This window comes from Neobacillus sp. S1115, assembly GCF_055385565.1.
Window position 1 is genome coordinate 4,632,493 of sequence record NZ_AP038275.1, and the last position, 25,239, is coordinate 4,657,731.

Below are 25,239 nucleotides of genomic sequence, written 5' to 3' on the forward strand. Positions count from 1 at the left end.
TTTTAGGCAACAAAAAAAGCAACAGGAAGCCCTGTTGCTTATTTTGTTTCGCGGTGTACAGTTGTACGCTTTTCTCTTGGGCAATATTTCTTAAGCTCAAGACGATCTGGGTTGTTGCGTTTATTTTTGTTTGAAATATAGTTACGGTCTCCACACTCAGTGCAAGCTAACGTAATATTTACACGCATGTCTATTTCCCTCCAAACGATTAAGCTGTTCGTTCATACGACTTTTCTATAATATCATTTTTCGTTTGGAAATGCTAGTGGGTTTTTTAAAAGTGCTTGCTCCATTAAGAATAATTCCTTTTTACTCGACCCGGAAATCGCCCAGGCATTCATTTTCTGAGTTTCCCGAGAACCAAGGGACATTTTAACGGTATAAATGCTCGCTGCCGGCCCTTTTGCCATCGGCTGGTATCTTAAGGCCCCATTCTCCAATGAACTCCAAATTTGGTCGGTATACGCACTCCAAAGCGGAATGGTTGTATACTCACTTAATCCCGCCCCATTAAAATTCCCATTGACGAGAAATACCTTATGGTCATGGGCGTGAAAAATTTTGTTTTCTGCTGGTGAAATAAACGTAAGGCTGTCTGTGTTGACATTAGAAAAATGATGCATGACAATGACTTTAATGTCCTTCTTGACATTGCTATGATTGCTAATATAAACGCTGAAGAAGCGAATTTTAGAATGGACCTGCTCCGGTTTAATTCTTAGAATTAAGCCTTCTTCATAGATGACCTTTTCGGCACTATTATGCAGAAAGTAGCATTTTCCATTTACCCAGATGCCGAGAACTATTTGCAGCTGCTCCATTAAACCATGGCGGATCGTGTTCTGTTTACTTTTTTGGGACTCGATTAATTCCTTCATCACTGCACCTTTCACCTTATTATTTTTTCATAGTTTCGTTTACCTTTTTCTGTAGAGCCATATCTCCCATGACTTTGCCAGTCTCCGAAGCAATTCGGCTCCAGCCATATAAGCTTTTTACAATTTCCTTGCCTTTAGAGCCGATTTCCTCGGCAATGGCTGGATTTTCCGCGAGATAGCCGATCTGGTCAAGCATGCTTTCCGCATCCCCTGGATTCATCAACAGGCCCGATTGCAAATGCTTGATGATCCCTTTCATGCCACCCGTATTGGACAGAATAGTTGGTTTTCCAAGTGCCATTGTTTCCAAAGCAACAATTCCAAAGGGCTCGTACAAACTAGGAATAACAGCCATTGAACACTTGTCAATTAACGCATTTCTCTGTTCATCTGTAATATAGCCGACAAAAGCAATCTGGCCGGCCAATTGCCTTTCCAGAACTTGCAGGCGGTAAGTCTCGAGCATAGGCCCCTTTCCGGCAATAACAAAAAAGTAATCCAAACCCTTTACCTTGGCAATTGCCGCTGCTTCAATAATTGTTTCAAACCCTTTTTCCTTTACGATTCTGCCAATTGAAAAAATATATTTTTTTTCTTGCAAGCAAGGAATTACCTCTCCGGCACCCATATTTGAACTCGGCTCATCAACCCCGTTTGGTATGACGATTACTTTTTTATCATCAGTCTGAAAAACGCCAGCAAGATGCTCCTTCATGTAGCTGCTGCAGACAATAAGCTGATTTGATTCCCTCATTAATTGCTCTTCTTTTTCATGGATAAATCTTTGGATACCTGTAAAAATCCCATTATTCCGGCCATGCTCCGTTGCATGAATGGTCGTTAAAAGCGGAATGTCCAGTAACTCTTTCAAAGTAATGGCGGCGGCACCCACAAGCCAATCATGGGCATGGATTAAGTCAAAAGAGATTTCTTCTGCCAATTTTTCCGCCCGAAAAGCCATTGTTAAATTAAGTCCGCCAATCCATGACAGAAAGTTTTCGTCCAGTTCATTGATGGGAAAAACACGGTGTATGTTTACTTGGTTTGCGATTTCATGGTCAGGAAGCTTACTGTCTCCGGCAGTGATGACATGAACCTCGTAACCCATTTTGGCCAAATGAACCGATAATCCGTATACATGTCTTGCTAAGCCCCCAACGACATTCGGCGGATACTCCCAGCAAAGCATCAGCAAGTTTACCTTTTTTCCAGATAATCGACTTTGCTTCAAGTCAGCCTCAGGGACAAGCATGTTAGGCATTTTTATTCTCCAATTTAGTTGATTCTTCATAATAACTATACGTACTGACATGGTTTCGCCACTTTGGAGGGCGGTCTTCATACCGTTTGAATTGCAGTAAATCCTGATGCAATTCATTCCCACTTGGTATCTCAGCCGCTGGTGTTTGAATACAATTGGACCTGTATAGAGGGAAAAATCCTGTTTCCGGCAAAAGCACACCCAGCTCCGCTATAAAGCTTCTATTTCCTGTTAATCCTTTAACAAACCAATACCCGTTCTGATAAGGAACAGTAATTTCATAATAATGGTGTGCATTTTTTCCATTAAAAATGATATCCTTCACATCGTAAACCCTTAATACAGTAACTAACTCCTCAAAAGGTTGATTGAAATATAAACGAACGATTTTTTTGGGGGTTTCTGAAAAATCCCAATAAAGAAACATTTTTTGGGGTGTAACAAGCTTGGCTGTAAGTTCACCCTTAAGAGGAACAAAGGTTTGTGGAGTAGATGTAACCGAAGATTTTTCCTGGTTCATGTTCTTTTGAACATGGAGACTTTCATTATTATCTTGGTTCTCGCTTTCCATCCATTTATTCCAGCTGTATTGGACTTTCCCAACGGTAGTATTAAGTTCTACGGCAATCTTACGAAAGGAAAGCCCCTTCCTTCTTAATTCGATAATTTCGTTAATCATGGTTTCCTCCATTCTGCAAACAAACAATATATGCATTAAGTAACAATTTATTCCTATCAGTGTTTATTTAATCGTAACACCAGAAAGAGAGTCAGACAATGAACGCAATTTGTCGTATTTTGCCTAAGCCATATGCAAAGCGTGTTTGACGCCGGGAAATTTTTATTAACTAATAAATTATGCGAATTTCAATTAAAAATCGACAACGAAACAAAATAGGATGTGGCCTAAAGCCCCATCCTTCATCATATTATTTATTTAAATTCAGCCGTTTCCCAGTTTCTTGGTAAATTACATTTTCCGCAATATTCGTTGAGTGGTCGGCAATTCTTTCAATGAACCGGCAAATAAAGGACAATTGGATAATTTGGTTCATCGAGTTTGGATTTTGTGGGATATAGGTCATCAGCTCATGGACTAGGTTCCCAAACATGTTGTCGACTGCATCGTCTTTTTCCGCACATTTTTGAGCAATCGTGATATCCTCGGTATAAAATGCGGTTATGGAATCAGTCACCATTTCCAAGGCAGCTTCCATCATCTGCGGGATATCAACAATTTCTTTAATATATTTTTCCTCCCCAATATGGACGACTGACTTAGCAATATTGACAGCCATATCCCCCATCCGCTCAACCTCGGATGATACCTTCAATGCGACATTAATTCTTCTTAAGTCCCTGGCTACCGGTGATTCTGTAGCAATCAACATTAATGCTTTTTCATGTATTTCCTGTTCCAAGTCATCAATGGCATTATCACCGTTTATGACACAGTTTGCTAATTCAAGATCTTGATTTAGTAAAGCAAGCATAGCGTCTTTAATTGCCTGTTCCGATTTCTCGGCCATTTTAAGCAGCATTTCTTTTAAATGTTTTAAATTGTTATCAAAATTAGACCTTGTATTCATCCTTTTCACCCCATTATCCGAATCGTCCAGTGATATAGTCTTCCGTTCTTGAATCTTTTGGCATTGAAAAAATGTTTGGTGTCAAATCTACCTCAATTAATTCCCCCATAAGAAAGAAGGCCGTTTTGTCTGAAACACGAGCAGCCTGCTGCATATTGTGAGTGACGATGACAATGGTATACTTTTCTTTTAATTCAAGGATTAACTCCTCGATTTTTAAGGTTGAAATCGGGTCTAGCGCCGAGGTTGGTTCGTCCATTAATAACACATCCGGCTTAGTTGCAAGAGCCCTAGCAATGCAAAGACGCTGCTGCTGTCCGCCTGACAGACCAAGCGCAGGGGCATGCAAACGATCCTTCACTTCGTCCCATAAAGCCACATCGATTAATGCCTTCGTGATAATTTCATCAAGATGTGTTTTTTTCTTTATTCCATGAATTCTAGGACCATATGCAACATTATCATAAATGGATTGCGGAAACGGATTCCCCTTTTGAAAGACCATGCCAACGTGTTTACGCAGCTCCACTAAGTCGGTTTTTGGATTTAAAATATTTCCACCGTCAAAGTTCACTTCTCCGGTTATTTTTACATTCGGTATCATTTTATTCATCAGGTTAAGCGTCTTTAGAAAAGTTGATTTCCCGCAGCCCGAAGGACCAATCATCGCTGTTACTTCTTTTTTCTGGATGGGAAAGTTGATGCCTTTTAAGGCATGGTGCTCACCGTACCATAAATTAAGATCTTTTACATCGAAAATATCTCTTGTTAATGTCTGTGTGGACATGAGATTTCCCCCCTTATCCGAATCGGCCGGAAATGTATTCTTCTGTCTTTTTAACTGATGGATTAGTAAAGATTGTTTCCGTGCTGTCATATTCAATTAAATCACCGCTTAAGAAGAAAGCCGTTTTGTCCGAAATCCGGGAAGCCTGTTGCATATTATGAGTAACAATAATAATTGAGTATTCCTTCTTTAAATCAACAATTAGGTCTTCAACCTTGGCATTCGAGATTGGGTCAAGTGCTGAAGATGGCTCATCAAGCAGGATGACGGTCGGTTTCATGGCAATCGTTCTGGCAATGCAAAGGCGCTGCTGCTGCCCGCCAGAAAGCGAGAGGGCTGATTTATGAAGTCTATCCTTCACTTCATCCCATAGAGCCGCTTTTCGTAAACTCTCTTCGACAATTTCATCAAGTTTGCTTTTCTTCTTAATCCCAGCAAATTTTAAGCCATGGGTAATATTTTCATAAATAGATTTTGGAAAGGGGTTTGGCTTTTGAAACACCATGCCAATTTCCTTTCTTAAAGCGACTACATTGATATCTTCAGATAAAATATTGAGATCTTCATAGATAATCTCCCCTACTGCTCTTGCCCCGGGGATCAAGTCATTCATGCGGTTGATACTCCTTAGAAACGTTGATTTTCCGCAGCCTGACGGACCGATTAGGGCAGTCACAGAATTTTTCTCAATATCCAAAGAAATCCCATTTACCGCTCGTTTTTCTCCATAAAAAATTTCTAAATTCTTCACAGCTAAAATGGTTTCAGGCTGGAATTCACTTGTTGTTTGAAAAGGTAATTCCACATTCATTCTCTCCTTTATCGCTGTCAACATACGACTCCACCTCTTTATTTAGTAGCTGTTGCCCGTTTGTGAATCAAACTTCCGATCCAGCGTGCCAATAGGTTAAAGATCAAGACTGAAAGAACGAGGACAGCAGAAGAACCGCTGGCAACTTCATCGACATCAGGAATTAATCCTTGTGTATTTACTGACCATATATGAACCGCCAATGTCTCGGCAGGGCGGAAAATATTCAACGGTGATTGTTCAGAAAGTGGATTCCAGTTTGTATAATCCAGTCTTGGTGTTGAAAGACCAGCAGTGAATAATAATGCGGCCGCTTCACCAAATACCCTGCCTGCAGCTAGGATGGCGCCAGTTAAGATTGACGGAAATGCCGCTGGTAAAATAACCGTTTTAATCGTATGCCAATGGGTAACTCCCAAAGCAAGGCTGGCCTCTTTTAAATCGCGAGGTACTGCCCGGATGGCATCCTCGGTTGTACGTACCATTGTTGGAAGGTTAAAGATTGTAAGAGCCAATGCTCCGCCTAAAATGGTGTAACCCCAACCGGTTGTGTTGACAAAAATCAATAATCCAAACATACCAATAACTATGGAAGGCAATGACGATAACACTTCAATACAGGTCCGGATTAAGTCGGTTACTTTACCCGGTTTCGCATACTCAGCCATATAGACGCCGCCGCCAATTCCAATCGGAACGGTAATCAGCATCGTGATGAACAAAATATAAAATGAATTAAATAATTGGTCGCGAATCCCTCCTCCAGCCCGGACATTACTTGAAGGAGATGTTAAAAATTCAAGCGAAATATGTTTAAATCCATTGACGAAAATATAGAAAAACAATCCTGCGAGAATCGTTACGATCGTGATGGCAATGGCTACGAAGACCCCTGTTGCAATTCGATCGGCTGCTTTACTATTCATCGTAACTTCCTCCTTGATGACAGATAACGAATGAGGAGAATGAAGGCAAACGACATAATCAATAAAATAAGACCCATTGACCAAAGCGTGTTATTCTCCACGCTGCCATAAGTGGTATGCCCCATATTTAATGTAATAATGGTCGTTAATGTTGCTGATGCATCCAAAATGCTTGATGGCAAATTTCTCACGTTTCCGATGACCATCTGAACTGCCAATGCTTCACCAAATGCTCTCGCCATACCAAGAATGATGGCTGTAAGCAAAGAAGGCATTGCAGCCGGCACCAACACTTTTCGAATCGTCTGCCATCTTGTTGCACCTAAGGCATAAGATCCTTCCCGAAGATGATTCGGAAGTGAACTCATTGCATCCGTTGCAATCGTTGTAATCGTCGGTAAGATCATGACGGCAAGGACAATCATCCCGGATAGTAAACTAAATCCAAGCCCGCCGACATTTTCTCTGATAAACGGAACTAACACGGTTAAACCAATAAATCCATACACAACTGATGGAATACCTACTAATAGTTCCACAATCGGCTGAAGAATTTTTCTTCCCCAAGAAGGAGCAATTTCTGTCATAAAAATCGCTCCGCCAATTCCTAGTGGCGCGGCAATAAGTGCGGCAAGAAAGGTAACAGCAAAGGATCCGAAAATAAACGGAAGAACTCCATACATCGGGCTTGCTTTATCTGTAGGATTCCAGTTAGTACTTGTTAAAAACTCGATGATGCTGATCCCGTTCTTCGTAAATGATTGCATTCCTTTTGTTCCGAGGAAGATCGTAATCGCAATTGTAGCCGATATCATGATAACGGCACACAAAATGACAATTAATTTCCCTCTGAATTCCCCATCAAGACTGCTTTTCTTTGATTTTAGCAATCTATCTTTTGCGGGAAGAAGTTTCTCCATATTAAACCAAACTCCTCTTGAATACGTCATAATAGGGTAAACGCTCTGCATTTACCCTCTTTTATTTTTCAACAGTTCATTCTAGATGTTTCTATTAGATATTTTTTTGATTTCCCTCAGCATCACGTTCTACTTTCATTTTTGTAACAGGTAGATATCCTTGTTCCTTTAAAAGAGTGTTTTGAATATCATCTGACATTAAATAATCTAAGAACGCTTTTGTTAAACCTTCTGCTTCACCTTTAGTATAAGAGTGCTGGTATGCCCAGACCGGGAATTTTCCGGATTGTACATTTTCTGCAGTCGGTTTTACACCATCAATCGAAAGCGGCGTTACAGAATCATCAGTGAAGTAAGAGAATGCAAGGTATCCAATTGCACCTTCAGTTTCGTTAATAATCTTTTTAACCGTGTTAGAAGAATCCTCAGTAATTCCTTCAGCAGGTGTCGCACCATCAAGAGCAAAGTGATTGAATACTGCACGAGTTCCGGATGAATCAGGACGGTTTACAAGAACAATCTTTTGGTCTTTACCGCCAAGCTCTTTCCAGTTTGTAATTTTTCCAGTAAATACTTTGATTAGATCTTCTTTTTTAATATCATTAATTCCTACTTTAGGGTTAACAGCAGCTGTCATCCCCACCACTGCCACTTTGTGGTCAACAAGTTTGTCAGCAGGAATACCTTCTTTTTCTTCAGCGAAAACGTCTGAGTTACCGATTTGTACTGATCCTTCAGCAACCTGTGATAAGCCTGTCCCAGAGCCGCCGGCATTTACTTGTATATCAACCTTAGGATTTTCAGCCATAAATTCTTCAGCAGCTGCAGCAATTAGCGGTTGCATGGCTGACGATCCTGAAATAGAAATTGAGCCTGATAGTTCCCCAGAGTCTTTTGCTCCACCACTATCTTTATCTGAAGAAGAATCACTTCCACATGCTGCTGCTATAATCATGAATGCCGCAATTAACATCATTAGGCTAATGTTTTTTAAACTTTTCATTTACTAATTCCCCCTAAGAGTTTGGCTGTTTGTTCTGCCTTACAAACATAAGAATAAAGGATGACTGTAAATAGAGTTTTAATGTTTTGTAAAGGTTATGTAAATGAATGTTTAGTTTTTGTAAATCGTAATCTAGCAATCTGGCAAAAAAAAACACCTGCCTCATCATCCTTGAGACAGGTGTCACTTTAATTAATGTTGTGGTTGTTCAGCGCTTTGGTTGTTTGCCGCTGTGTTATCCTGCCCGGCAACTGCTGTTCCGCTTTGGCGGGCATTTTTCAAGTTAAAATAAGCATCCATAGCCCTTGTGCCAATTAGATGGTTAATACTTGGACCGCTGTTTCCTTCATAAGCCCATGGCACCACTACAGCAATGGCCACTTCAGGATTATCGTACGGCGCAAAGCTGACAAGACTTAGGTTCCAAACTTCGGTTCCACGTTTCGATTTATCAGAGCCATCATAAAAAGCTTCCGCTGTACCGGTTTTGCCCGCCGGATTATATGGCTTACTTCTCCAGAAACCGGTACCGGTACCGTCGCCAACCTGCATAACCATTCGGAATCCTTCTTGGACGCGTTTAATCCATTCATCCTTCATTTCAACACGATTTAATACCTTCGGCTGAATTTCCTCCACAATCGGACCCAATTCATTGTTATCCAATTCTGGTTCACGAATTTCCTTCACAACATGCGGCTGAATCCGGTAGCCCCCGTTTGCGATGGTCGAAATGTATTGCGCAAGTTGAATAGGTGTATACGTATCGTACTGGCCGATGGCAAAGTCAAGAAGCAGACCTGACCGTTTATCAGAGCCTGGAAAACCGCTCATTTCATTGGGAAGGTCAATACCTGTACGAATTCCAAGTCCAAACTGGTTAAAGGATTTCCGCATGGTGTTAAAGCCTTTGTCCGTATCCAATACAAGCGGTCCATTTGGAACATAACGGCCGCCAGCCATGGCAATCACAGTTTTCCACATGTACACGTTCGAGGAGACCTGAAGCGCCCGTAAATCGTTAATGTCGCCGAAGGTTTTCCAAGATTTTTTAACAGGTGTTCCTTTAATGACTAGAGGTTCATCCCGAAGGACAGATCCCGGTCTTATGGCACCAGTTTGATAGCCTGTTAAAATGGTCGCACCTTTAACAGCTGACCCCATGTTGTATGAGCTTGTAAACGTCCCTTGGGCATAATCCCGCATTTCCAGTTTGCCTGTTTCCTTATTCTTTACCAGCTGTTTACCTGACAATGCTAGGATTTCACCCGTTTTTGGGTTCATCATAACGGCAAAGGCCCTATCCATAAGTCCAGTATTCGGGCTCTTTTTCGCGTTCCAAATCTCTTCTTCAATAATTTTATCTACTTGTGCTTGAAGGTCCATATCAATGGTTAAGACAAGATCTTTTCCTCGATTGCCTTCCGATATGACCTCGGAAGATAAAATTTTACCTGACTTATCGGTTGTATTTTTTACTTTAGCCTTCTCACCGCGAAGGACATCTTCGTATTTTAATTCCAGATAACTCTTTCCGACCCGATCGTTTCGGCTGTAATCTTTGGCAAGATACTTGTCCAATTGTTCCTTTGGCAGCCCCGAATCAGATGATGATACATCCCCTAAAATAGATTTTAGGGTATCTCCAAAAACATAGTTTCTGGCCCAATCTGTGGTGGTATCAATCCCTGGGAGATTTTCCAGGTTTTCGCTGACAGCAGCAAATTCCTCTGGGGTTACATCTTTATTTTTGACGATTTGCGGCGTTAAAGCGTAACCGCTGTTGAATTCCCGATAAATAGCCAGCGTTTCTACCTCATCCGAGGTCAGACTGTTCAAATCTTCGTCCGTAATTCTCTTAAGCTGTAGTTTATAAATGTTTTTATCATCCAGCTTTTTATTTTTAAATTCGGTCCATTCTTTATCGGTGATTTTTTCTTTTGCCTTGTCCGGATGAATTAGGATCCAAAAATCCTTTTTATCACGTTCACGGACCTTTGAGGTGTCCATAGTAATTAATTTTGCTAATTTTTTAGCTGTTTCCAGCATTTCCTGCGGTGTTGTATTTTGATATTTAGTATACGTAATCGCATTTAGCGGTGAATTATCTACAATAACGTTCCCGTTTCGGTCATACATTTTCCCTCTAGGCACGGGATTTGAGACCGTAATATTGTCTGTTCGTTCAATTTCCCTTTTAAAATCTTCTCCGAATACAATTTGTAATTCTCCAAGCCGTAAAACAAGGATGGAAAAAAGCAAAAAGACGACAAAGAAAAGCATGTTTAAGCGAAAAGGAACCGCCGGCTTCTTCTTTTTCTTCTTCAAGGTCAAAACGCACCTCCCTAAGTCAATAACCTAATTAATTGTATAAGAAAGTGTAGTTTTTTTCTATGGAGAAGACTTACCATTTTTTCAAAATAAAAAAGCGATGAGCAAATCTTCACTCATTCGCTTTATACAGCAGGCAGTCGGACCCTTTTGATAAATAGATAAATCAATGTATGCCCAGCACCCAAAATCAATAATAAATATGGGATGCTTTTTTCTTCATTAAATAAGGTGACTGCTGCGAGGAAAGCAAGGACGGAAACAATACGGCCAACATTTAAGAAAATTTCCCTCACTACAATATATTCAATCCGCATTTCCGCTGCCTTCCAACCCGATCCAATCACATCATACGTTGTTGACATATACGGAACGAGCAAAAGCGGATAGGCAATCGCGATCATAGCAGCATAAATTAACAGCTTTGCGTAGTTTACTTCCCAGGCTATCAGAATGACTGCGGCATAAAGCATAAGTCCGCCAATGAGTATGGCCTTTTTCCGATAACTTTTTTTAATCAGCCTAGAAGCAAGAAAATAGGCTACAAACGAGATTCCCGAATTTAGCAGTCCAAAGGTCCCCAAAGCCATTTCACTGCCTGTTGAAATATACACAAAGACAGAAATGACAAATAAAAACGTCCCTTCTCGGAGCCCCTGAAAAAAATGGGCGTTCGTGATAAGACGCCAATTTTCATTTTGTTTTCTTTCTTCCAATATTCGTTTGAAGCAATATCTCCCCTTCGCTGGTCTAGGTTTCAAAGAAAAGCTTAACAACACCGCAAGGGCAAATAATCCTAACGACAAGCCAAAAACAATCGTATAGCCGGTAAACTTTTCGAATCGGGTAATAATCACCCCTGCTGCGATCGGACCAATCATCCCGCCTAAGGAAGATAATATTCCCAAAAAACCATTGAAAAAATCTCTTGTTTCCGGTTCGGTGATTTCAAACGTCAGCACATTGTAGGCTAGCCAATAAAAACCGTACCCTACTCCTAACAGTCCCCCTAAGAGCAGCAAATAAGTGGCAGCCTTAGTCCCGGTTAGTAAGACGGCCAAATAGAAGAACGCTAAAAAAGTAACTCCTATTCGGAGAACAATCACGCGGTCAATTTTCTTTGCCCATCGGCCTGCCAAGATAAATGTGAGTGGCTGCAAAACGACGATGGAAAGGTTATACAAGGCGAGATCAGAGTATTGGCCAGTTTGCTTCCATAAATAAATATTTACGAATGTGTTGGATAAGGCAACGCTTAAGGAATATAAGCCGCCAATCATCAGTAAAAGGGTTAAATCCTTTGTTAATTCAACATCCCCTAAAAACTTAAATTTTTTTGCCATAAAAAACTCCCCTTTGTCTTAAAAGGTAGTCTTTAACAAGCGGCAGGTTATTATTCAAATTTGGGCATGAAAAAAGACAGCTGCAAAGAGCTGCCTTTTTTATAAATATTAATTATTTTGCTGCGCTGTAACGCTTGGAAACTTCGTCCCAGTTTACTACGTTCCAGAATGAAGCGATGTAGTCTGGACGCTTGTTTTGGAATTTTAAGTAGTAAGCATGCTCCCAAACATCTAGGCCAAGGATTGGAGTTTTGCCTTCCATCAATGGAGAGTCTTGGTTTGGTGTGCTGGATACTTCTAATTCGCCGTTATTAACGGATAGCCATGCCCAGCCAGAGCCAAAGCGAGTAGTTGCTGCTTTTGCGAATTCTTCTTTGAACGCTTCGAAGCTGCCGAATTTGCTGTTAATCGCATCAGCAAGTTCTCCACTTGGAGCACCGCCGCCATTTGGAGAAAGAATTTGCCAGAATAAAGAGTGGTTCGCATGACCGCCGCCGTTGTTACGAACAGCAGTGCGTGCTGCTTCTGGAACAGCATCCAAGTTTGAGATAACTTCTTCAACTGACTTAGAAAGCAATTCTTCGTTGCCTGCTAAAGCGTTGTTTAGGTTAGTCACATAAGTGTTGTGATGTCTTGTGTGGTGAATGTTCATAGTTTCCTTGTCGATATGCGGCTCAAGTGCATCTTCCGCGTAAGGTAATTTTGGTAATTCAAATGCCATGAAAAATTCCTCCCTATGTACTATTTTTTAAAGGCCTTGGCACACTAAAATTCATCGCAAAGAATTTTAAAATATTTCCAAAGCTTTGTGACTTTAGATTACCAAAGTTGAGTGGCAAGTATCAAATAATTTGCTTAAACCACCATATATAAAATATCCACTTTTCAGCGTTTTATGCAGTTTTTTTCACATTAGCATTTCACACCTATCCACTTTTCGAAAAATTGTCATGAATCATGCAATCGGCATGCTGTCAACGATTTATGTCATAGCAGTTATTTTTATTTACACATTTTGTAAACTAACGTATTGACTAGATGGATTTTATTCCTTTTAATCATCATATACATGGTTTTAAGGAGTGGCAGGACATGCAGAAAAACAGCCTTTCTATTTATGAAATAGTACATTATTTTTTCAAAAAGACTGAGCCGGTACAAAAGATAACAGCAGGTAGTGTGCTGTTCCATGAGAAAGATCCGGCCGAATTTATATACCTGCTCCTAAATGGCGGTATTGCCTTAGGGCGAATGCACGTTAGAGGAAAGGAATTTATTTTAAAAATCGTTAATGACCAAGAATTAATAATTGAATACCAGCTTTTTAAAACAAATCCCCGCTATCAGTTCTATGCCAAAACTTTGACGGATTGTGAAGTGATTGCCATCAAACGGGAGGAATTTGAAAATTTCGTGTTAACGGATCCGGAAGCCATGCAAGCACTTGCCACATGGCTATCAACAAGCTATTTGAAGGTGCAGATGAAATGCCAGGATTTAATCATGAACGGTAAAAAAGGCGGGCTATACTCAATCCTTATCCGTCTATGTAATTCGTATGGAGTCATGACACCCGATGGAATCCTGATAGATATACTCTTGACTCACCAAGAATTGGCCAATTTGACTTTTGGCACTAGGGAAGTGATTCAGCGCGCCCTCAAGGAATTACGAGAGCAAAACATTATCTCCTATGACAATCAAAAATTTACGATAAGAAATCTCAACTACCTCAAGCAAACCGTGGATTGCCAAAACTGTTCTGCGGAAATTTGCGGCTTAAACTGATTGAATTTGCCTCTATGGCGGTTCTATTTAAAGTGTTAACTACCTTGTTCTTGTCTATCATAGCTTCAAAAGCTACAATAGAATGGTGAATCTATATGAGGTGGTTATTATGAATATTTTCAAGCAATTATTTAAAAGTATCTACTCGCCGAAGGACATAGCCTTATTTCGTTTCCAAGGTATCGGAAAAACAATTCTTTTTGTTTTCTTATTGACTTTTATTTCCGTCCTTCCGTCGATTGTTTATTTCAGTACAGCTTTAACAACCGGATTGGATTCTGCCGAAACCTTTCTGAAAAAGGAGGCTCCTGATTTTACGATAAAGAATGGACAATTAGAGGCAGATACTAAGGTCCCTGTAACGATTAATAAGGATAATTTTACGATTATTTTGGACCCTACCGGCGCCGTTTCTAGTCAAGATGCAGCCGATCAAGGAAATACGTTCGCCCTGTTAAAAGATGAGTTTGTTATGACAGCCGGTGGCCAAAGCGATACATACCCCTATTCCATGATGGAAGGGCTGAAACTTTCAAAGAATGATCTCGTTGACTTTATTAACTCGATTAGTGGACTAAAGGGCATTATTATCCCGATTGTCTCCTTATTCATCTATTTGTTTTCAAGTGCCGCTAGTTTCATTGAAGTTTCTGTTCTTGCTTTAATCGGACTTGTGTTAAAAAATCTTGCCGGAAGAAAGCTTACCTATCGCCATTTATGGAGAATGGCCGCATACAGTGAAACATTGCCGACATTATTTTTTACGATAATGGCTGCACTGAAAACAGCCGTACCAAACAGCTTTTGGATCAATTGGTTTGTCGTTATCATTGTTTTATATTTGGCGATAAATGAAATCCCAAAACCGAAAAAAAGTAGTTAAAGCATCCATTCAACGGATGCTTTTTTCATTTATGAGTTCTATTTAAAGGTGGACAAGCATAGGTTTGTAGAAACTTTTGTTTGGAGGCTTGTCCAATGAAAAAATTGTTTGGTGTTCTAATTGCCATTTTAGTCATATATGTGATTTATTTCGACTTAACTGTCGGCACTTTGCCTTCTACCGCAAACATTCAGGTAGAGGCAAATGTTAATCAAACCGCTAAACCTAGTACCAGCATCCCTTCTTTTACAGAAAAGGTAAAACCAGGTCAAACTGTTATTTCCATCGTCGAGCACCAATTAGGAAAATCTCTTCCTGTATCTATTTCTGAGTTAATAGAAGACTTTCAGGCATTAAATCCAGGAAAGTCACCAGAAAAAATCCAAATCGGTTCTACATATCATTTTCCGGATTACTCAAACTAATGAGGATAATCCTTATTCTTGTCAAAATTAGATGCAGGCTGATACAATAAAAGGTGAATTGTTTTTAATTCTATATTCGAATCCAGCTAAAGGAGCGAATTCTACGTGAGTGAAATTATACATCGTACGAAAACACGGCCGATTAAGGTTGGCAATTTAACCATCGGCGGCAATAATGAAATCATCATTCAAAGTATGACAACCACTAAAACCCATGATGTAGAGGCTACTGTTGCCGAAATCAAACGTCTTGAGGAAGCAGGTTGCCAAATTGTCCGGGTCGCATGCCCAGATGAAAGGGCTGCAAATGCCATTCCTGAAATCAAAAAAAGAATCAACATTCCACTTGTTGTTGATATCCACTTCGATTATAAATTGGCACTAAAGGCGATTGAAGGCGGTGCTGATAAAATCAGGATCAATCCTGGAAATATCGGCAGAAAAGAAAAGGTTGAAGCGGTAGTAAAAGCCGCTAAAGAAAAAGGAATTCCTATCCGGATCGGTGTAAATGCGGGGTCATTGGAAAAACGAATTCTTGATAAATACGGCTACCCAACCGCTGATGGAATGGTCGAAAGCGCCCTCCATCATATCAAAATTCTAGAGGACTTGGACTTCCACGATATTATCGTTTCAATGAAGGCTTCTGATGTCAATCTGGCTATTGAAGCATATGAAAAAGCTGCCCGCACCTTCGATTATCCATTGCATCTTGGGATAACCGAATCCGGAACACTTTTCTCCGGAACCATTAAAAGTGCAGCCGGATTAGGTGCAATTATCAGCAAAGGTATTGGTAATACGGTAAGGGTTTCATTAAGTGCAGACCCAGTTGAAGAGGTTAAAGTAGCTCGTGAGCTTTTGAAAGTATTCCACCTTTCCTCCAATGCTGCTACCTTAATTTCCTGCCCTACCTGCGGGCGCATTGAAATAGACCTGATCAGCATCGCCAATGAGGTAGAGGAATATATCTCCCATATTAAAGCACCTATCAAGGTTTCAGTTCTAGGCTGCGCAGTAAATGGACCTGGTGAAGCTCGTGAAGCAGACATCGGAATTGCCGGTGCCCGTGGTGAAGGTCTTTTGTTTAGAAAAGGCGAGATTGTCCGGAAGGTGCCAGAATCACAAATGGTCGAAGAACTCAAAAAGGAAATTGACCAGCTTGCCGAAGAATATTTCCGCAAGAAGGAAGCAGAAGAAAAGGTAAACAAATAGGTAAACGTCACAAGAGGCCGTCCCGAGAGACAGCCTCTTTTTTTTGCTCCTATTTTAAAAGAACGGAAGAATAAAGATTCCGATGATAATCGATACCGCTCCAATCCCAATAGCCCACGCTCCAAGCCCTTCGGAGCCGCGGCGCCTAGCAACAAATCCCAGAATAATTCCTGCTGCGCCAAACAGGATTGGCATTACGAACAAGGATAAAATGGAAAGGACCAGTGCGACAGTCCCTAGTCCGGCACCGCCGACCGCACGTTCTCGACCATTATCACCAATATCGTCTTTTTCCCTGCCTCTTATAATAGGTACAGGGGCAGCGATTTCGGCAGCGGTTTCTTCATTATAGGAAGAACGGATTGGCACGGATGCCCCAATTGGCGGATCATCTTTCTTTAAAGATACTCTCATTGGGACAGACGCTCCAAATTCCTCTGCCGTTTCCTCATTATATTTGGAAGCTTGGGTTGTTACAGGTGTTGCGATTTCGGAAGTTGTGGCCTCACGATAATCCGATGGAGAATTTGGTATATCTTCACCGATAATTGGGCCACGAAGAGCTTCTTGCACCTTCGTGTCGCGTTCATCTGCCATCCTTTAATCCCTCACTTTCAATGTAGGAGCATTTATTATTGTTTGTCATTAAAGCCTTTTTACTATGACAATGTTTGTCTTAACTAGTTAGTTATTTCATATTCCGCAAAATATTTCATGCCAAACAGTTCACGGTCTTTGGTAAAATAAAAATAGAACTGAGGAAACAACAGAAGGTGAATTTAAAAATGAAAAAAAGATTTGGAATTGATATTGATGGAACAGTTACCTGCCCTACATCGTTATTGCCTTTTATAAACAAGGCATTTGGGATGAACATTGCTTATGAGGACATCACCCAATACGATTTAACTCCTTTTGTGAAAGTGGATGAAAAAGTATTTGCCCATTGGTTTTCAGAAAATGAGCCGATTATATATGAAGGTTCTCCACTTGCTAAAGGCGTAAAGCCGGTATTAAATAAATGGAAAAATGAACATGAATTGTTTTTTATCAGTGCCCGTGGACCGCATCTGCTCGAGGTGACCGAAAATTGGTTTTCAGCGCATGGATTAACCTTCCATCACATCGAGCTGATTGGCAGTCATGACAAGGTAGAAACGGCTAAAAATCTGAAAGTGGATCTCTTTTTTGAGGATAAACACGACAACGCCGTTGCCCTTCATGAAGAATGCGGAATTCCGGTCATTTTATTTGATACTCCCTATAATCAAGAGCCCATTCCACAAGGTGTCATCCGGGTCAACGACTGGGCAGAAGCAGCCATTTGGGTGGAGAACTGGCTTAGGAAGCAGGAAAATATACGAGAAATGGCTGGGTCAATGAAATAAAAATAAAAAAGGCTGTCCCAAATGAGCAGTCACTCCGCTCATGGGTCAGCTTTTTTATTGTACACAATCCGGACAGCGGCCATATATTTCGAATTTATGCCCGGAGATGTCGTAGCCTTTTAAATTTGCACTGAGGCCCTCCATCGGACATGTTTCAATTTCTTTCGACTTGCCGCAGCTTAAGCAAATAAAATGATGGTGATGATGGGTGTGCGAGCAGGAAAACCGAAAATGTTTTTCGCCTGACAACTCCGTCATCTCTAGTATCCCCATGTTAACAAAAAGGGAAAGGTTACGGTAAATAGTATCAAAACTTAAGCCCGGGTAATCATCCTTCAATAGATCTAAAACATCTTTTGCTGTTAAATATTTATCGCTTTCAGCAAACAATTGAAGCATATCTTCCCTTTTTCCTGTCTGCTTAAATCCATTTTCCTTTAAAAATTGAAGTGCTTCTTGTACATTCATCATTTACACACCTCGCTTATGCTTTATTCACCAAGATTTTTTTATAAAATATCGCCAATATTAATATCAATACAGAGAGCATGACAATTGTTCCACCTGGAGCCAAGTCCAAATAATAAGCAAGGCTCAGCCCGCCAAGCACCGAAGCTTCACCGAAGATAACCGATAAAATGATGGCCTGCCTAAACCCTTTGGCAATTCGGATACTTGCTGCAACAGGAAGTGTCATTAACGAAGAAACCAACAGGATTCCAACAATTCTCATTGAAGCTGCTATGACCAGCGCCACTAAAATAATGAAAATGAAATGGATGCTTTTTGCTGCAATACCGGAAGCCTTGGCGTATTCCTCATCAAAAGACAATAAAAACAGCTCTTTATACAAGAGAACCACAGCCAATACCACTGCAATACTAATTACCAGAATCACCCAAAGGTCGGTACGGCTGACGGCTGATACGCTACCAAATAAATAACTGAACAAATCTGTATTAAAGCCTTTGGCAAGAGATATAAATATAACCCCCAGCCCGATTCCTCCGGAAAGAATAATCGGAATCGCCAGCTCTTGATAGTGCTTGTAGACTCCTCTTAGCTTTTCAATAAATAAGGCCCCGCCAACCGAAAAAACCATGCCCATATACAATGGATTCAGGCCCGTAAGTGCGGTAACATAGCGCTCAAGCAACAGACTTGCCGCAATCCCTGCCAAAGTTACATGGCTAAGCGCATCGGCAATCAAAGACAATCTTCTAACCACAATAAATACTCCCAATAATGGAGCTAGAATGCCAATTAACATTCCAGTTAAGAAGGCGTTTTGTAAAAATTCATAATGTAAAATCCCTTGAATCATACTATACGCCTCCGTGTTCATGATGATGAGTCAGCAATTGCACATCATGTCCATAGAATGATGACAGGTCTTCCATTCTCATCTGCTCAAATTCATTTGTCAATCCGTGAAAATGCAAATGCTTATTTAAACAGGCTACATGGGATACCTTATCGGAAACGGTCCCGATGTCATGTGTGACCATCACCAATGTAATCGCCTTATTTTTATTTAACACATCAAGCATTTCATAAAAAGCCTTTATGTTCTCTGCATCAACCCCAACTGTTGGTTCGTCAAGTATCAACAGCTCTGGCTCACTCACCAAGGCTCTAGCTATAAATACCCGCTGCTGCTGCCCGCCTGAAAGCTCGCCAATATTTCGGTCTTTAAATTTTTTCATCCCTACTGCATCCAATGAGGCTAATACTCTTTCCGAGTGCTCCTTTTTGAAAAAAGACAACAGGCCCAGCTTTTTTGTTAACCCGCTTGCCACTACCTCATATACGGTCGCCGGGAAACCCGTGTTAAAGGAGTTGGCCTTTTGGGAAACGTAACCGATTTTGTCCCAATTTTTAAATTTATTGATTTCTTGGCCAAATAGGTAAATTTCTCCCTTTTGCAGCTTTAACAATCCCAAAACTAACTTTAATAGTGTTGATTTTCCAGAACCGTTGGGGCCGACAATGGCGAGAAACGCACCCTTTTCCACGGATAAATTGATGTTTTCAAGGACGATGTCCTTTTCATATCTATAGGACAGCTGTTTAATATCAATAATTGATTGCATAGATTTCGCACTCTCACTTTAATTTTAAGAATCATTCCGATTTAACTTTATGTAGTATACAATAGTTATTTTGTGTTTGTAAAGCAGAGCAATTCGCGAATGTCTAATTTAACCGCCTTTATAAGTCACTGTCACACTCCAGCCGCTTTTTCATAAATTAGCATGGAGGAGTGATTAAGGTGAAGATTTTTGAAAGTATTATCAATCATAAAATAAATACCATCACTGCCGATGAACTGCTAAAATATGCAAACCAATTTAATATAGCCATAACCCGCAGTCAGGCAAAAAAAATAGCCGAATACTTAAGAGGAAAAAATATTAATATTTTTGATGACCTGCAGCGTGCCCAATTGGTAAGGGAAATTGCCAAAGCCGCCGGCCCGCAAACAGCCCGGGAGGTCAATAAACTTTTTGCAGAATTAGTAAAAAAATGAGAAGCATTGCGGATTATACAGCCGAGGCTGTCGAAAAACTTTCGATAGCCTTTTTATGTTGTTATTTTTCTTTAAAAATCCACCGCGTTAGATTGTGAAATTATGTAAATATAATGGCTTTTCAACAAGTCTGTTGATTGGCGCTCCACTAAGGAAAGCTTCCTCGAATAATCATCGCAGGGACAGGCTGCTCTTTGCCTGTCCCGAGGCACTTCGCTTTCCGCGGGCGTTGCGGGGAGCCTCCTCGTCGCTAAAGCTCCTGCGGGGTCTCCCCTGCCCCTTACTCCCGCAGGAGTCTTCGTGCCTTCCGCGCCAATCAACAGGTGTATTAATAAAGACCTCGATTTACAATAAATAATAATAAAAGTGGTGTTCTGTTGTCTTAACCAACACTACAGGTATGACTTTTAATATTATTTTTCAAATGATATATAACTTAGGCATTGTTCATTTGTTCCTTATCTAATCGAAAAAAGCCTGTCAAAATAAAAAAATTGCAACACACATAGCCTGTTAGAAAAAAGTGTGTTGCAATACTTTAGGTTGAATTGCCTCCCTGTTGATTGGAGCGGAGGGCACTCGACTCCTGCGGGATATAGAGGTCACTGGAGACACCGAAGGCGCTAAAGCGCCGAGGAGGCTCCAGGACCTCCCCGCGGAAAGCGAGTGCCCGGAGCGGAAATCAACAGGCCTAGTTGCAGAGACAATCAATAGATTTAAATAAAAAAGCTGTACGCATCTGCACAGCTTCTTTATTTGGAATTTAAGACTGCATTATTTTATTCAGTAAATCCTCTTCAAACGTCTGCTCGCGAAGCATGGCGATTTCGTGGCGATATGGCGCCTTTTTATTGTTTTTGTCTTCACCGACAAACGGAGTTTCAAGGATTTTCGGTACATCCATCAATTGCGGATGATGAACAATATAGTTTAGTGCCTTAAATCCAATATGGCCAAATCCGATGTTTTCATGACGGTCTTTTCTTGTTCCTGATGCATTTTTGCTGTCATTGATATGGAGCACCTTTAATTTATCTACCCCAATAATTTTATCAAACTCATTTAAAACACCATCAAAATCCTCGATGATATTATAGCCGGCATCGTGGGTATGGCATGTGTCAAAGCATACTGACAGTTTTTCATTATAGTTGACACCATTGATTATCGTCGCAAGTTCCTCGAATGATTTCCCGCACTCCGAGCCTTTTCCCGCCATTGTTTCTAAAGCGATTTGAACCTGTTCTTTTCCGGTTAGCACTTCATTAAGACCCTCGATAATCTTTTTAATCCCAGCCTCCTCACCGGCACCGACGTGAGCACCTGGGTGAAGGACTATTTGCTTGGCTCCGAGGGCTTCTGTCCGTTCGATTTCCGACCGTAAGAACCGGACGCCCAATTCAAATGTATCCGGATTGGAGGTATTTCCAATATTGATAATATAGGGAGCGTGGACAACTATTTCGGAAATTCCATTATCCTCCATATGTCTTCTTCCCGCCTCAATATTTAAATCCTCGATTTTTTTCCTTCTAGTGTTTTGCGGGGCTCCCGTATAAATCATAAAGGTGTTGGCACCGTAAGAAATGGCCTCCTTACTTGCAGCGAGAAGCATTTCTTTGCCGCTCATTGAAACGTGCGACCCTATTTTTAACATTATTTCCTCTCCCTCTCTTATTTCTTCTTATCTAATCTGCGCTGCCGCTTCTTGATATTCTCTATTTCTGTTTGCATTTTCTTTTTATACCCTGGTTTTACCTTTTTCGGCTTTTTAATGACAGCCTTTACACGATGGTCAATCTCATCCTCTGGCTTTACTCGTGTTTTCCGGCGGTTTCGACCTTCTAGTTCAACAAATTCGTTATTTTTCAAGTCAACATTCTTAAATTGAATGCCCATCTTTTCAAGACGAATTAAAGCATCTTCATCTGATAAATCATAAATCGTTAAGGCAATCCCGGCATTTCCTGCTCTAGCGGTTCTGCCAACCCTGTGAATATAAAAATCCAAGTCAGAAGGAATTTCATAGTTTATGACATGGCTTACCCCTTCAATATCAATTCCCCTTGAAGCCAGATCTGTCGCAACAATATATTGAAATTCCAAATCTTGAATCTGCTTCATCATTTTTTTTCGTTCTCTTGGAGTTAAATCTCCGTGGACTCGTCCAACCTTCAAGCCTTTTTGATATAAATAATCCGCCACCTCATCAGCCATTTTTTTCGTATTTGTAAATACAATGGCTAAATAGGGATTGCAGGCGATAAGAGTATCATGAACAAGCCCCTTCTTATCGCGGTGTCTTGATGGAAGCAAATAATGCTCCAGGTTTTCAGCTGCCTTCCTTGTCGGTTCAATCTGAATGTTTTTTGGATTCTCCATGTATTTTTTCAGAAAAGGCTTTAATTTTTCCGGAATGGTAGCGGAAAAAACATACATTTGCAGGTCTTCCGGCAGCCTTGACGCAACACGGTCAACATCCTCAATAAAGCCCATGTCCAGCATCATATCCGCTTCATCGACGACAAGAATCCGGGCTGTATGTACTAATAGCGCCTGTTCCTTTACAAGGTCGTTAATTCTACTAGGCGTTCCGACAACAATATGAGGCTGTATTTTTAATTTCTCGATCGTCCGCTGCTTGTCTGTCCCGCCTGTAAATAATTTAGCGGTAATTGTTTTCTCAGAGGGACAATGCTCAGTAATTTTTAAAATTTGTTGATAAATCTGGCTGGCAAGCTCTCTGGTAGGTGCTGTGATGACTGCTTGAACCTCTTGTCTCGAAGCATCCACCTTATCAAGGATTGGCAGCACATAGGCAAATGTTTTTCCCGTTCCGGTTTGTGATTGGCCAATCGCACTTTCACCTTTTAATACCAACGGAATCATTCGTTCCTGAATTTCCGTCGGTTGAGTGAAGCCCAGCTTGTTTAGCGCCTCATTAATAAAGCCTTGAAAATCAAAACGTTCAAATTTAGTTTCTTTCATTTACGTACTCCTTATATAAAAATATCTTATTTTTAAGTCAAATGATTGGGACCTGCGATTTTCGCGTCCATCAAGTAATTATAGTAGAGTTCAAGGTAAATCTCCAGTTATTATCATCTTTTACTTTCCTGCAGCTTTTAAAACCATAAATTTCATTTGATTCTGAGTATAATACCTAAACAAAAACAAGGTGTATGCATATTGTAATTCAAGAGGGTAAAAGTGGAAATTCCGCACATGTTCAAGAGTTTTCCCCTTCCGCACTTTTTCCTTTTATAATTTCTTTTTTATGGGAAAACGGTGTCTTCATGTGCTGAGAAACGAGAGGAGGTTTTATGGTATGCAACCAGGACCTAGATTCCCAATGCCAGGGGGAATGGGACCGTTTGGCGGCGGTGGACCAATGATGGGCAGACCGGGCGGTTTATTCGGCGGGGGAAATCAAATGATGAGCCCCGGCGGAGGACTGATGGGCGGTGGAAGAAATCCAATGATGGGCCCACAAGGAAATCCCTTTGGCGGAATGGGCGGACAACAAATGGGCAGAGGCGGCGGATTACTCTCTAGGCTTTTCGGCGGAGGAAACCGCATGGGCGGACCAGGCGGAATGATGGGCGGCGGCGGACCAGGCGGCCTGATGGGAATGCAGGGTGCCGGCAGAGCCGCAGGAGGCGGCGGATTGCTCCAATCCTTGTCTAACCCGGGAGGACTATCAAGTATTCTTAACAATACTCAACAGGTTATAAAGACGGCCCAGACAATCGGCCCGATGATCCAGCAGTATGGTCCATTAGTGAGAAACCTGCCAGCCTTATGGAAGTTATATCGCGGCTTAAAAAGCTCTGATTCCGATAAGGAGGAATCGAGTGAAAAGAAAAAGCAGTCAGGGGAAGAATCCTCTAGCAGCCGCTTAACATCAACAAATCGAACAACCAAAACTTCATCTAAAAAAACGAGCCGAAAAGGAACCCAGAAAACCAGTTCCGACAGGGAAAGCAGCAGAAAAAGAACACACAAGACCAGTGCGCCGGAAAAAAGACAGCACCCAAAAGGAACCTCGATACCAAAATTATATATTTAACATAAGAATGCCGGCCTCCGGCATTCTTTACTATTTTGAGCAGGAAAAATGTCTCTTTGTAATATATCTATTAGTTTTATATAATGGACATATAATCTACTAAAATCCTTTTGGAGGACTTCATATATGCAAATCGTTAAAATTTCGCCGCGTGGTTATTGTTATGGTGTTGTTGATGCCATGGTCATTGCGAGGAATGCGGCATTAGATAAAACGCTGCCCCGTCCCATCTACATTTTGGGGATGATTGTTCACAATAAACATGTTACAGATGCCTTTGAAGAAGAAGGAATTATCACCCTTGACGGCAAGAATCGTCTTGATATTTTAGAGAAAGTTGACAAAGGGACCGTTATTTTTACAGCCCACGGTATCTCGCCAGAGGTAAGGGAACTTGCGAAAATGAAAGGGCTAGTCGCCATTGACGCAACCTGCCCGGATGTAACCAGGACACACGACCTTATTGAAGAAAAGGCCAAGGAAGGATACCAAACGATTTACATCGGCAAAAAAGGGCATCCAGAGCCTGAAGGGGCACTTGGAGTGGCACCTGGCATGGTCCACCTTGTGGAAACACCTGCTGATGTCGAAGCATTGAATCTCGATTATGATAAACTCATTGTCACTAACCAAACAACCATGAGCCAATGGGACGTTTTCGATACGATGGAAAAGGTAAAAGAAAAATATCCTCATGTCGAGGTATTTAATGAGATTTGCCACGCCACCCAAATCCGTCAGGAAGCTGTTGCCGAGCAGGCTAAACAAGCGGATGTCACCATTGTCGTCGGTGATCCAAAAAGCAACAATTCTAATCGCCTTGCTCAGGTTTCTGAGGAAATTGCTGGTACAACAGCATATAGGATTGCTGATATTACAGAACTTGACATCGATTGGATTAAAGACGCCAAAAACGTGGCTGTTACTGCGGGTGCATCAACTCCGACACCAATTACGAAGGAAGTCATCGCGTTCCTTGAACAATTCGATCCAAATAATGAAGCTACATGGGAACGCAAGAAAAACGTTCCATTGGCAAAAATCTTGCCGAAGGTAAAAAAAGAGAGCTAAGTGAGTAGGCTGACATAGGTC

General features: G+C 41.0%; 27 protein-coding genes. 8 read left to right on the forward strand and 19 right to left on the reverse strand.

Features of this window, described 5'->3' with window-relative positions; genetic code table 11:
* Window positions 1–38: 38 nt before the first annotated feature.
* The 13 genes from rpmG to ACZ5B7_RS22715 all read right to left on the reverse strand — a co-directional run bounded on the left by rpmG (window position 39) and on the right by ACZ5B7_RS22715 (window position 12,570).
* On the reverse strand, window positions 39–188 hold the full coding sequence (gene rpmG, locus ACZ5B7_RS22655) for a 50S ribosomal protein L33 (protein ID WP_082692947.1): 150 nt from the start codon (window positions 186–188) through the stop codon (window positions 39–41).
* A 54-nt stretch (window positions 189–242) separates the two neighbouring features.
* Window positions 243–881, reverse strand: coding sequence for a hypothetical protein (locus tag ACZ5B7_RS22660; RefSeq protein ID WP_464491070.1), 639 nt, complete (start codon window positions 879–881; stop codon window positions 243–245).
* 16 nt (window positions 882–897) lie between these two features.
* A complete protein-coding gene (locus tag ACZ5B7_RS22665; protein WP_464491071.1) occupies window positions 898–2,190 on the reverse strand; it encodes a glycosyltransferase family 4 protein in 1,293 nt (430 codons plus the stop codon).
* On the reverse strand, window positions 2,132–2,818 hold the full coding sequence (locus ACZ5B7_RS22670; protein ID WP_464491072.1) for a DUF4912 domain-containing protein: 687 nt from the start codon (window positions 2,816–2,818) through the stop codon (window positions 2,132–2,134). The genes ACZ5B7_RS22665 and ACZ5B7_RS22670 overlap by 59 nt, the downstream gene beginning before the upstream one ends.
* Before the next feature lie 250 nt (window positions 2,819–3,068).
* Window positions 3,069–3,728: a phosphate signaling complex protein PhoU gene (phoU, locus tag ACZ5B7_RS22675; RefSeq protein WP_464491073.1), complete on the reverse strand. Its 660-nt coding sequence runs from the start codon at window positions 3,726–3,728 to the stop codon at window positions 3,069–3,071.
* Between the two features lie 13 nt (window positions 3,729–3,741).
* On the reverse strand, window positions 3,742–4,515 hold the full coding sequence (gene pstB / locus ACZ5B7_RS22680; protein WP_423799099.1) for a phosphate ABC transporter ATP-binding protein PstB: 774 nt from the start codon (window positions 4,513–4,515) through the stop codon (window positions 3,742–3,744).
* 13 nt (window positions 4,516–4,528) lie between these two features.
* Window positions 4,529–5,326, reverse strand: a complete 798-nt coding sequence (pstB, locus tag ACZ5B7_RS22685) for a phosphate ABC transporter ATP-binding protein PstB (RefSeq protein WP_423802662.1) — start codon at window positions 5,324–5,326, stop codon at window positions 4,529–4,531.
* A gap of 38 nt (window positions 5,327–5,364) precedes the next feature.
* The gene (gene pstA, locus ACZ5B7_RS22690) at window positions 5,365–6,252 is read right to left on the reverse strand and encodes a phosphate ABC transporter permease PstA (protein WP_464491074.1); all 888 of its coding nucleotides are present in this window, start codon (window positions 6,250–6,252) and stop codon (window positions 5,365–5,367) included.
* The gene (pstC, locus tag ACZ5B7_RS22695; RefSeq protein ID WP_464491075.1) at window positions 6,249–7,172 is read right to left on the reverse strand and encodes a phosphate ABC transporter permease subunit PstC; all 924 of its coding nucleotides are present in this window, start codon (window positions 7,170–7,172) and stop codon (window positions 6,249–6,251) included. Before pstC ends, pstA begins: the two co-directional genes overlap by 4 nt.
* A gap of 94 nt (window positions 7,173–7,266) precedes the next feature.
* Window positions 7,267–8,175, reverse strand: coding sequence for a phosphate ABC transporter substrate-binding protein (locus tag ACZ5B7_RS22700; protein ID WP_464491076.1), 909 nt, complete (start codon window positions 8,173–8,175; stop codon window positions 7,267–7,269).
* 192 nt (window positions 8,176–8,367) lie between these two features.
* Window positions 8,368–10,458, reverse strand: coding sequence for a peptidoglycan D,D-transpeptidase FtsI family protein (locus ACZ5B7_RS22705; protein WP_464494551.1), 2,091 nt, complete (start codon window positions 10,456–10,458; stop codon window positions 8,368–8,370).
* A 173-nt stretch (window positions 10,459–10,631) separates the two neighbouring features.
* A complete protein-coding gene (locus tag ACZ5B7_RS22710) occupies window positions 10,632–11,849 on the reverse strand; it encodes an MFS transporter (protein ID WP_423799103.1) in 1,218 nt (405 codons plus the stop codon).
* A gap of 112 nt (window positions 11,850–11,961) precedes the next feature.
* Window positions 11,962–12,570, reverse strand: a complete 609-nt coding sequence (locus ACZ5B7_RS22715; protein ID WP_423799104.1) for a superoxide dismutase — start codon at window positions 12,568–12,570, stop codon at window positions 11,962–11,964.
* A 371-nt stretch (window positions 12,571–12,941) separates the two neighbouring features.
* On the opposite strand from ACZ5B7_RS22715, the gene ACZ5B7_RS22720 reads away from it, so the two are divergent.
* The 4 genes from ACZ5B7_RS22720 to ispG all read left to right on the forward strand — a co-directional run bounded on the left by ACZ5B7_RS22720 (window position 12,942) and on the right by ispG (window position 16,160).
* A complete protein-coding gene (locus ACZ5B7_RS22720; RefSeq protein WP_464491077.1) occupies window positions 12,942–13,637 on the forward strand; it encodes a Crp/Fnr family transcriptional regulator in 696 nt (231 codons plus the stop codon).
* A 109-nt stretch (window positions 13,638–13,746) separates the two neighbouring features.
* Window positions 13,747–14,520, forward strand: a complete 774-nt coding sequence (locus tag ACZ5B7_RS22725; protein WP_464491078.1) for a DUF1189 domain-containing protein — start codon at window positions 13,747–13,749, stop codon at window positions 14,518–14,520.
* Window positions 14,521–14,615: 95 nt separating this feature from the next.
* Window positions 14,616–14,945, forward strand: coding sequence for a hypothetical protein (locus ACZ5B7_RS22730; RefSeq protein ID WP_213144837.1), 330 nt, complete (start codon window positions 14,616–14,618; stop codon window positions 14,943–14,945).
* Between the two features lie 114 nt (window positions 14,946–15,059).
* Entirely contained in the window at window positions 15,060–16,160 is a 1,101-nt protein-coding gene (ispG, locus tag ACZ5B7_RS22735) for a flavodoxin-dependent (E)-4-hydroxy-3-methylbut-2-enyl-diphosphate synthase (protein ID WP_213145294.1), read from the forward strand.
* 54 nt (window positions 16,161–16,214) lie between these two features.
* Here the strand turns inward: ispG and ACZ5B7_RS22740 are convergent, their stop codons facing one another.
* Window positions 16,215–16,574, reverse strand: a complete 360-nt coding sequence (locus tag ACZ5B7_RS22740; protein WP_464494552.1) for a DUF4190 domain-containing protein — start codon at window positions 16,572–16,574, stop codon at window positions 16,215–16,217.
* Window positions 16,575–16,945: 371 nt separating this feature from the next.
* Between ACZ5B7_RS22740 and ACZ5B7_RS22745 the strand changes: the two genes are divergently transcribed.
* Complete coding sequence (locus ACZ5B7_RS22745; protein WP_464491079.1) at window positions 16,946–17,548, forward strand: 5' nucleotidase, NT5C type; 603 nt, start codon at window positions 16,946–16,948, stop codon at window positions 17,546–17,548.
* 54 nt (window positions 17,549–17,602) lie between these two features.
* Here ACZ5B7_RS22745 and ACZ5B7_RS22750 read toward each other — a convergent pair whose 3' ends face one another.
* Genes ACZ5B7_RS22750 through ACZ5B7_RS22760 form a run of 3 tightly spaced genes read right to left on the reverse strand, consistent with a single transcriptional unit; the run spans window position 17,603 to window position 19,641 of the window.
* Window positions 17,603–18,016 carry a Fur family transcriptional regulator gene (locus ACZ5B7_RS22750; protein ID WP_464494553.1) on the reverse strand — a complete coding sequence of 138 codons (414 nt, stop codon included), beginning with the start codon at window positions 18,014–18,016 and terminating at the stop codon, window positions 17,603–17,605.
* Window positions 18,017–18,032: 16 nt separating this feature from the next.
* Window positions 18,033–18,872: a metal ABC transporter permease gene (locus ACZ5B7_RS22755; RefSeq protein ID WP_464491080.1), complete on the reverse strand. Its 840-nt coding sequence runs from the start codon at window positions 18,870–18,872 to the stop codon at window positions 18,033–18,035.
* 1 nt (window position 18,873) lies between these two features.
* On the reverse strand, window positions 18,874–19,641 hold the full coding sequence (locus ACZ5B7_RS22760) for a metal ABC transporter ATP-binding protein (protein ID WP_464491081.1): 768 nt from the start codon (window positions 19,639–19,641) through the stop codon (window positions 18,874–18,876).
* A gap of 179 nt (window positions 19,642–19,820) precedes the next feature.
* Between ACZ5B7_RS22760 and ACZ5B7_RS22765 the strand changes: the two genes are divergently transcribed.
* A complete protein-coding gene (locus ACZ5B7_RS22765) occupies window positions 19,821–20,078 on the forward strand; it encodes a DUF2624 domain-containing protein (RefSeq protein WP_423799111.1) in 258 nt (85 codons plus the stop codon).
* A 763-nt stretch (window positions 20,079–20,841) separates the two neighbouring features.
* Here ACZ5B7_RS22765 and ACZ5B7_RS22770 read toward each other — a convergent pair.
* Window positions 20,842–21,735, reverse strand: a complete 894-nt coding sequence (locus ACZ5B7_RS22770; protein WP_464491082.1) for a deoxyribonuclease IV — start codon at window positions 21,733–21,735, stop codon at window positions 20,842–20,844.
* 17 nt (window positions 21,736–21,752) lie between these two features.
* On the reverse strand, window positions 21,753–23,066 hold the full coding sequence (locus tag ACZ5B7_RS22775; protein WP_213144831.1) for a DEAD/DEAH box helicase: 1,314 nt from the start codon (window positions 23,064–23,066) through the stop codon (window positions 21,753–21,755).
* A gap of 340 nt (window positions 23,067–23,406) precedes the next feature.
* Here ACZ5B7_RS22775 and vrrA point away from each other — a divergent pair, with 340 nt between their 5' ends.
* Window positions 23,407–24,147 carry a VrrA/YqfQ family protein gene (vrrA, locus tag ACZ5B7_RS22780; RefSeq protein ID WP_464491083.1) on the forward strand — a complete coding sequence of 247 codons (741 nt, stop codon included), beginning with the start codon at window positions 23,407–23,409 and terminating at the stop codon, window positions 24,145–24,147.
* A gap of 126 nt (window positions 24,148–24,273) precedes the next feature.
* Window positions 24,274–25,218, forward strand: a complete 945-nt coding sequence (locus tag ACZ5B7_RS22785) for a 4-hydroxy-3-methylbut-2-enyl diphosphate reductase (protein ID WP_464491084.1) — start codon at window positions 24,274–24,276, stop codon at window positions 25,216–25,218.
* Window positions 25,219–25,239 lie beyond the last annotated feature (21 nt).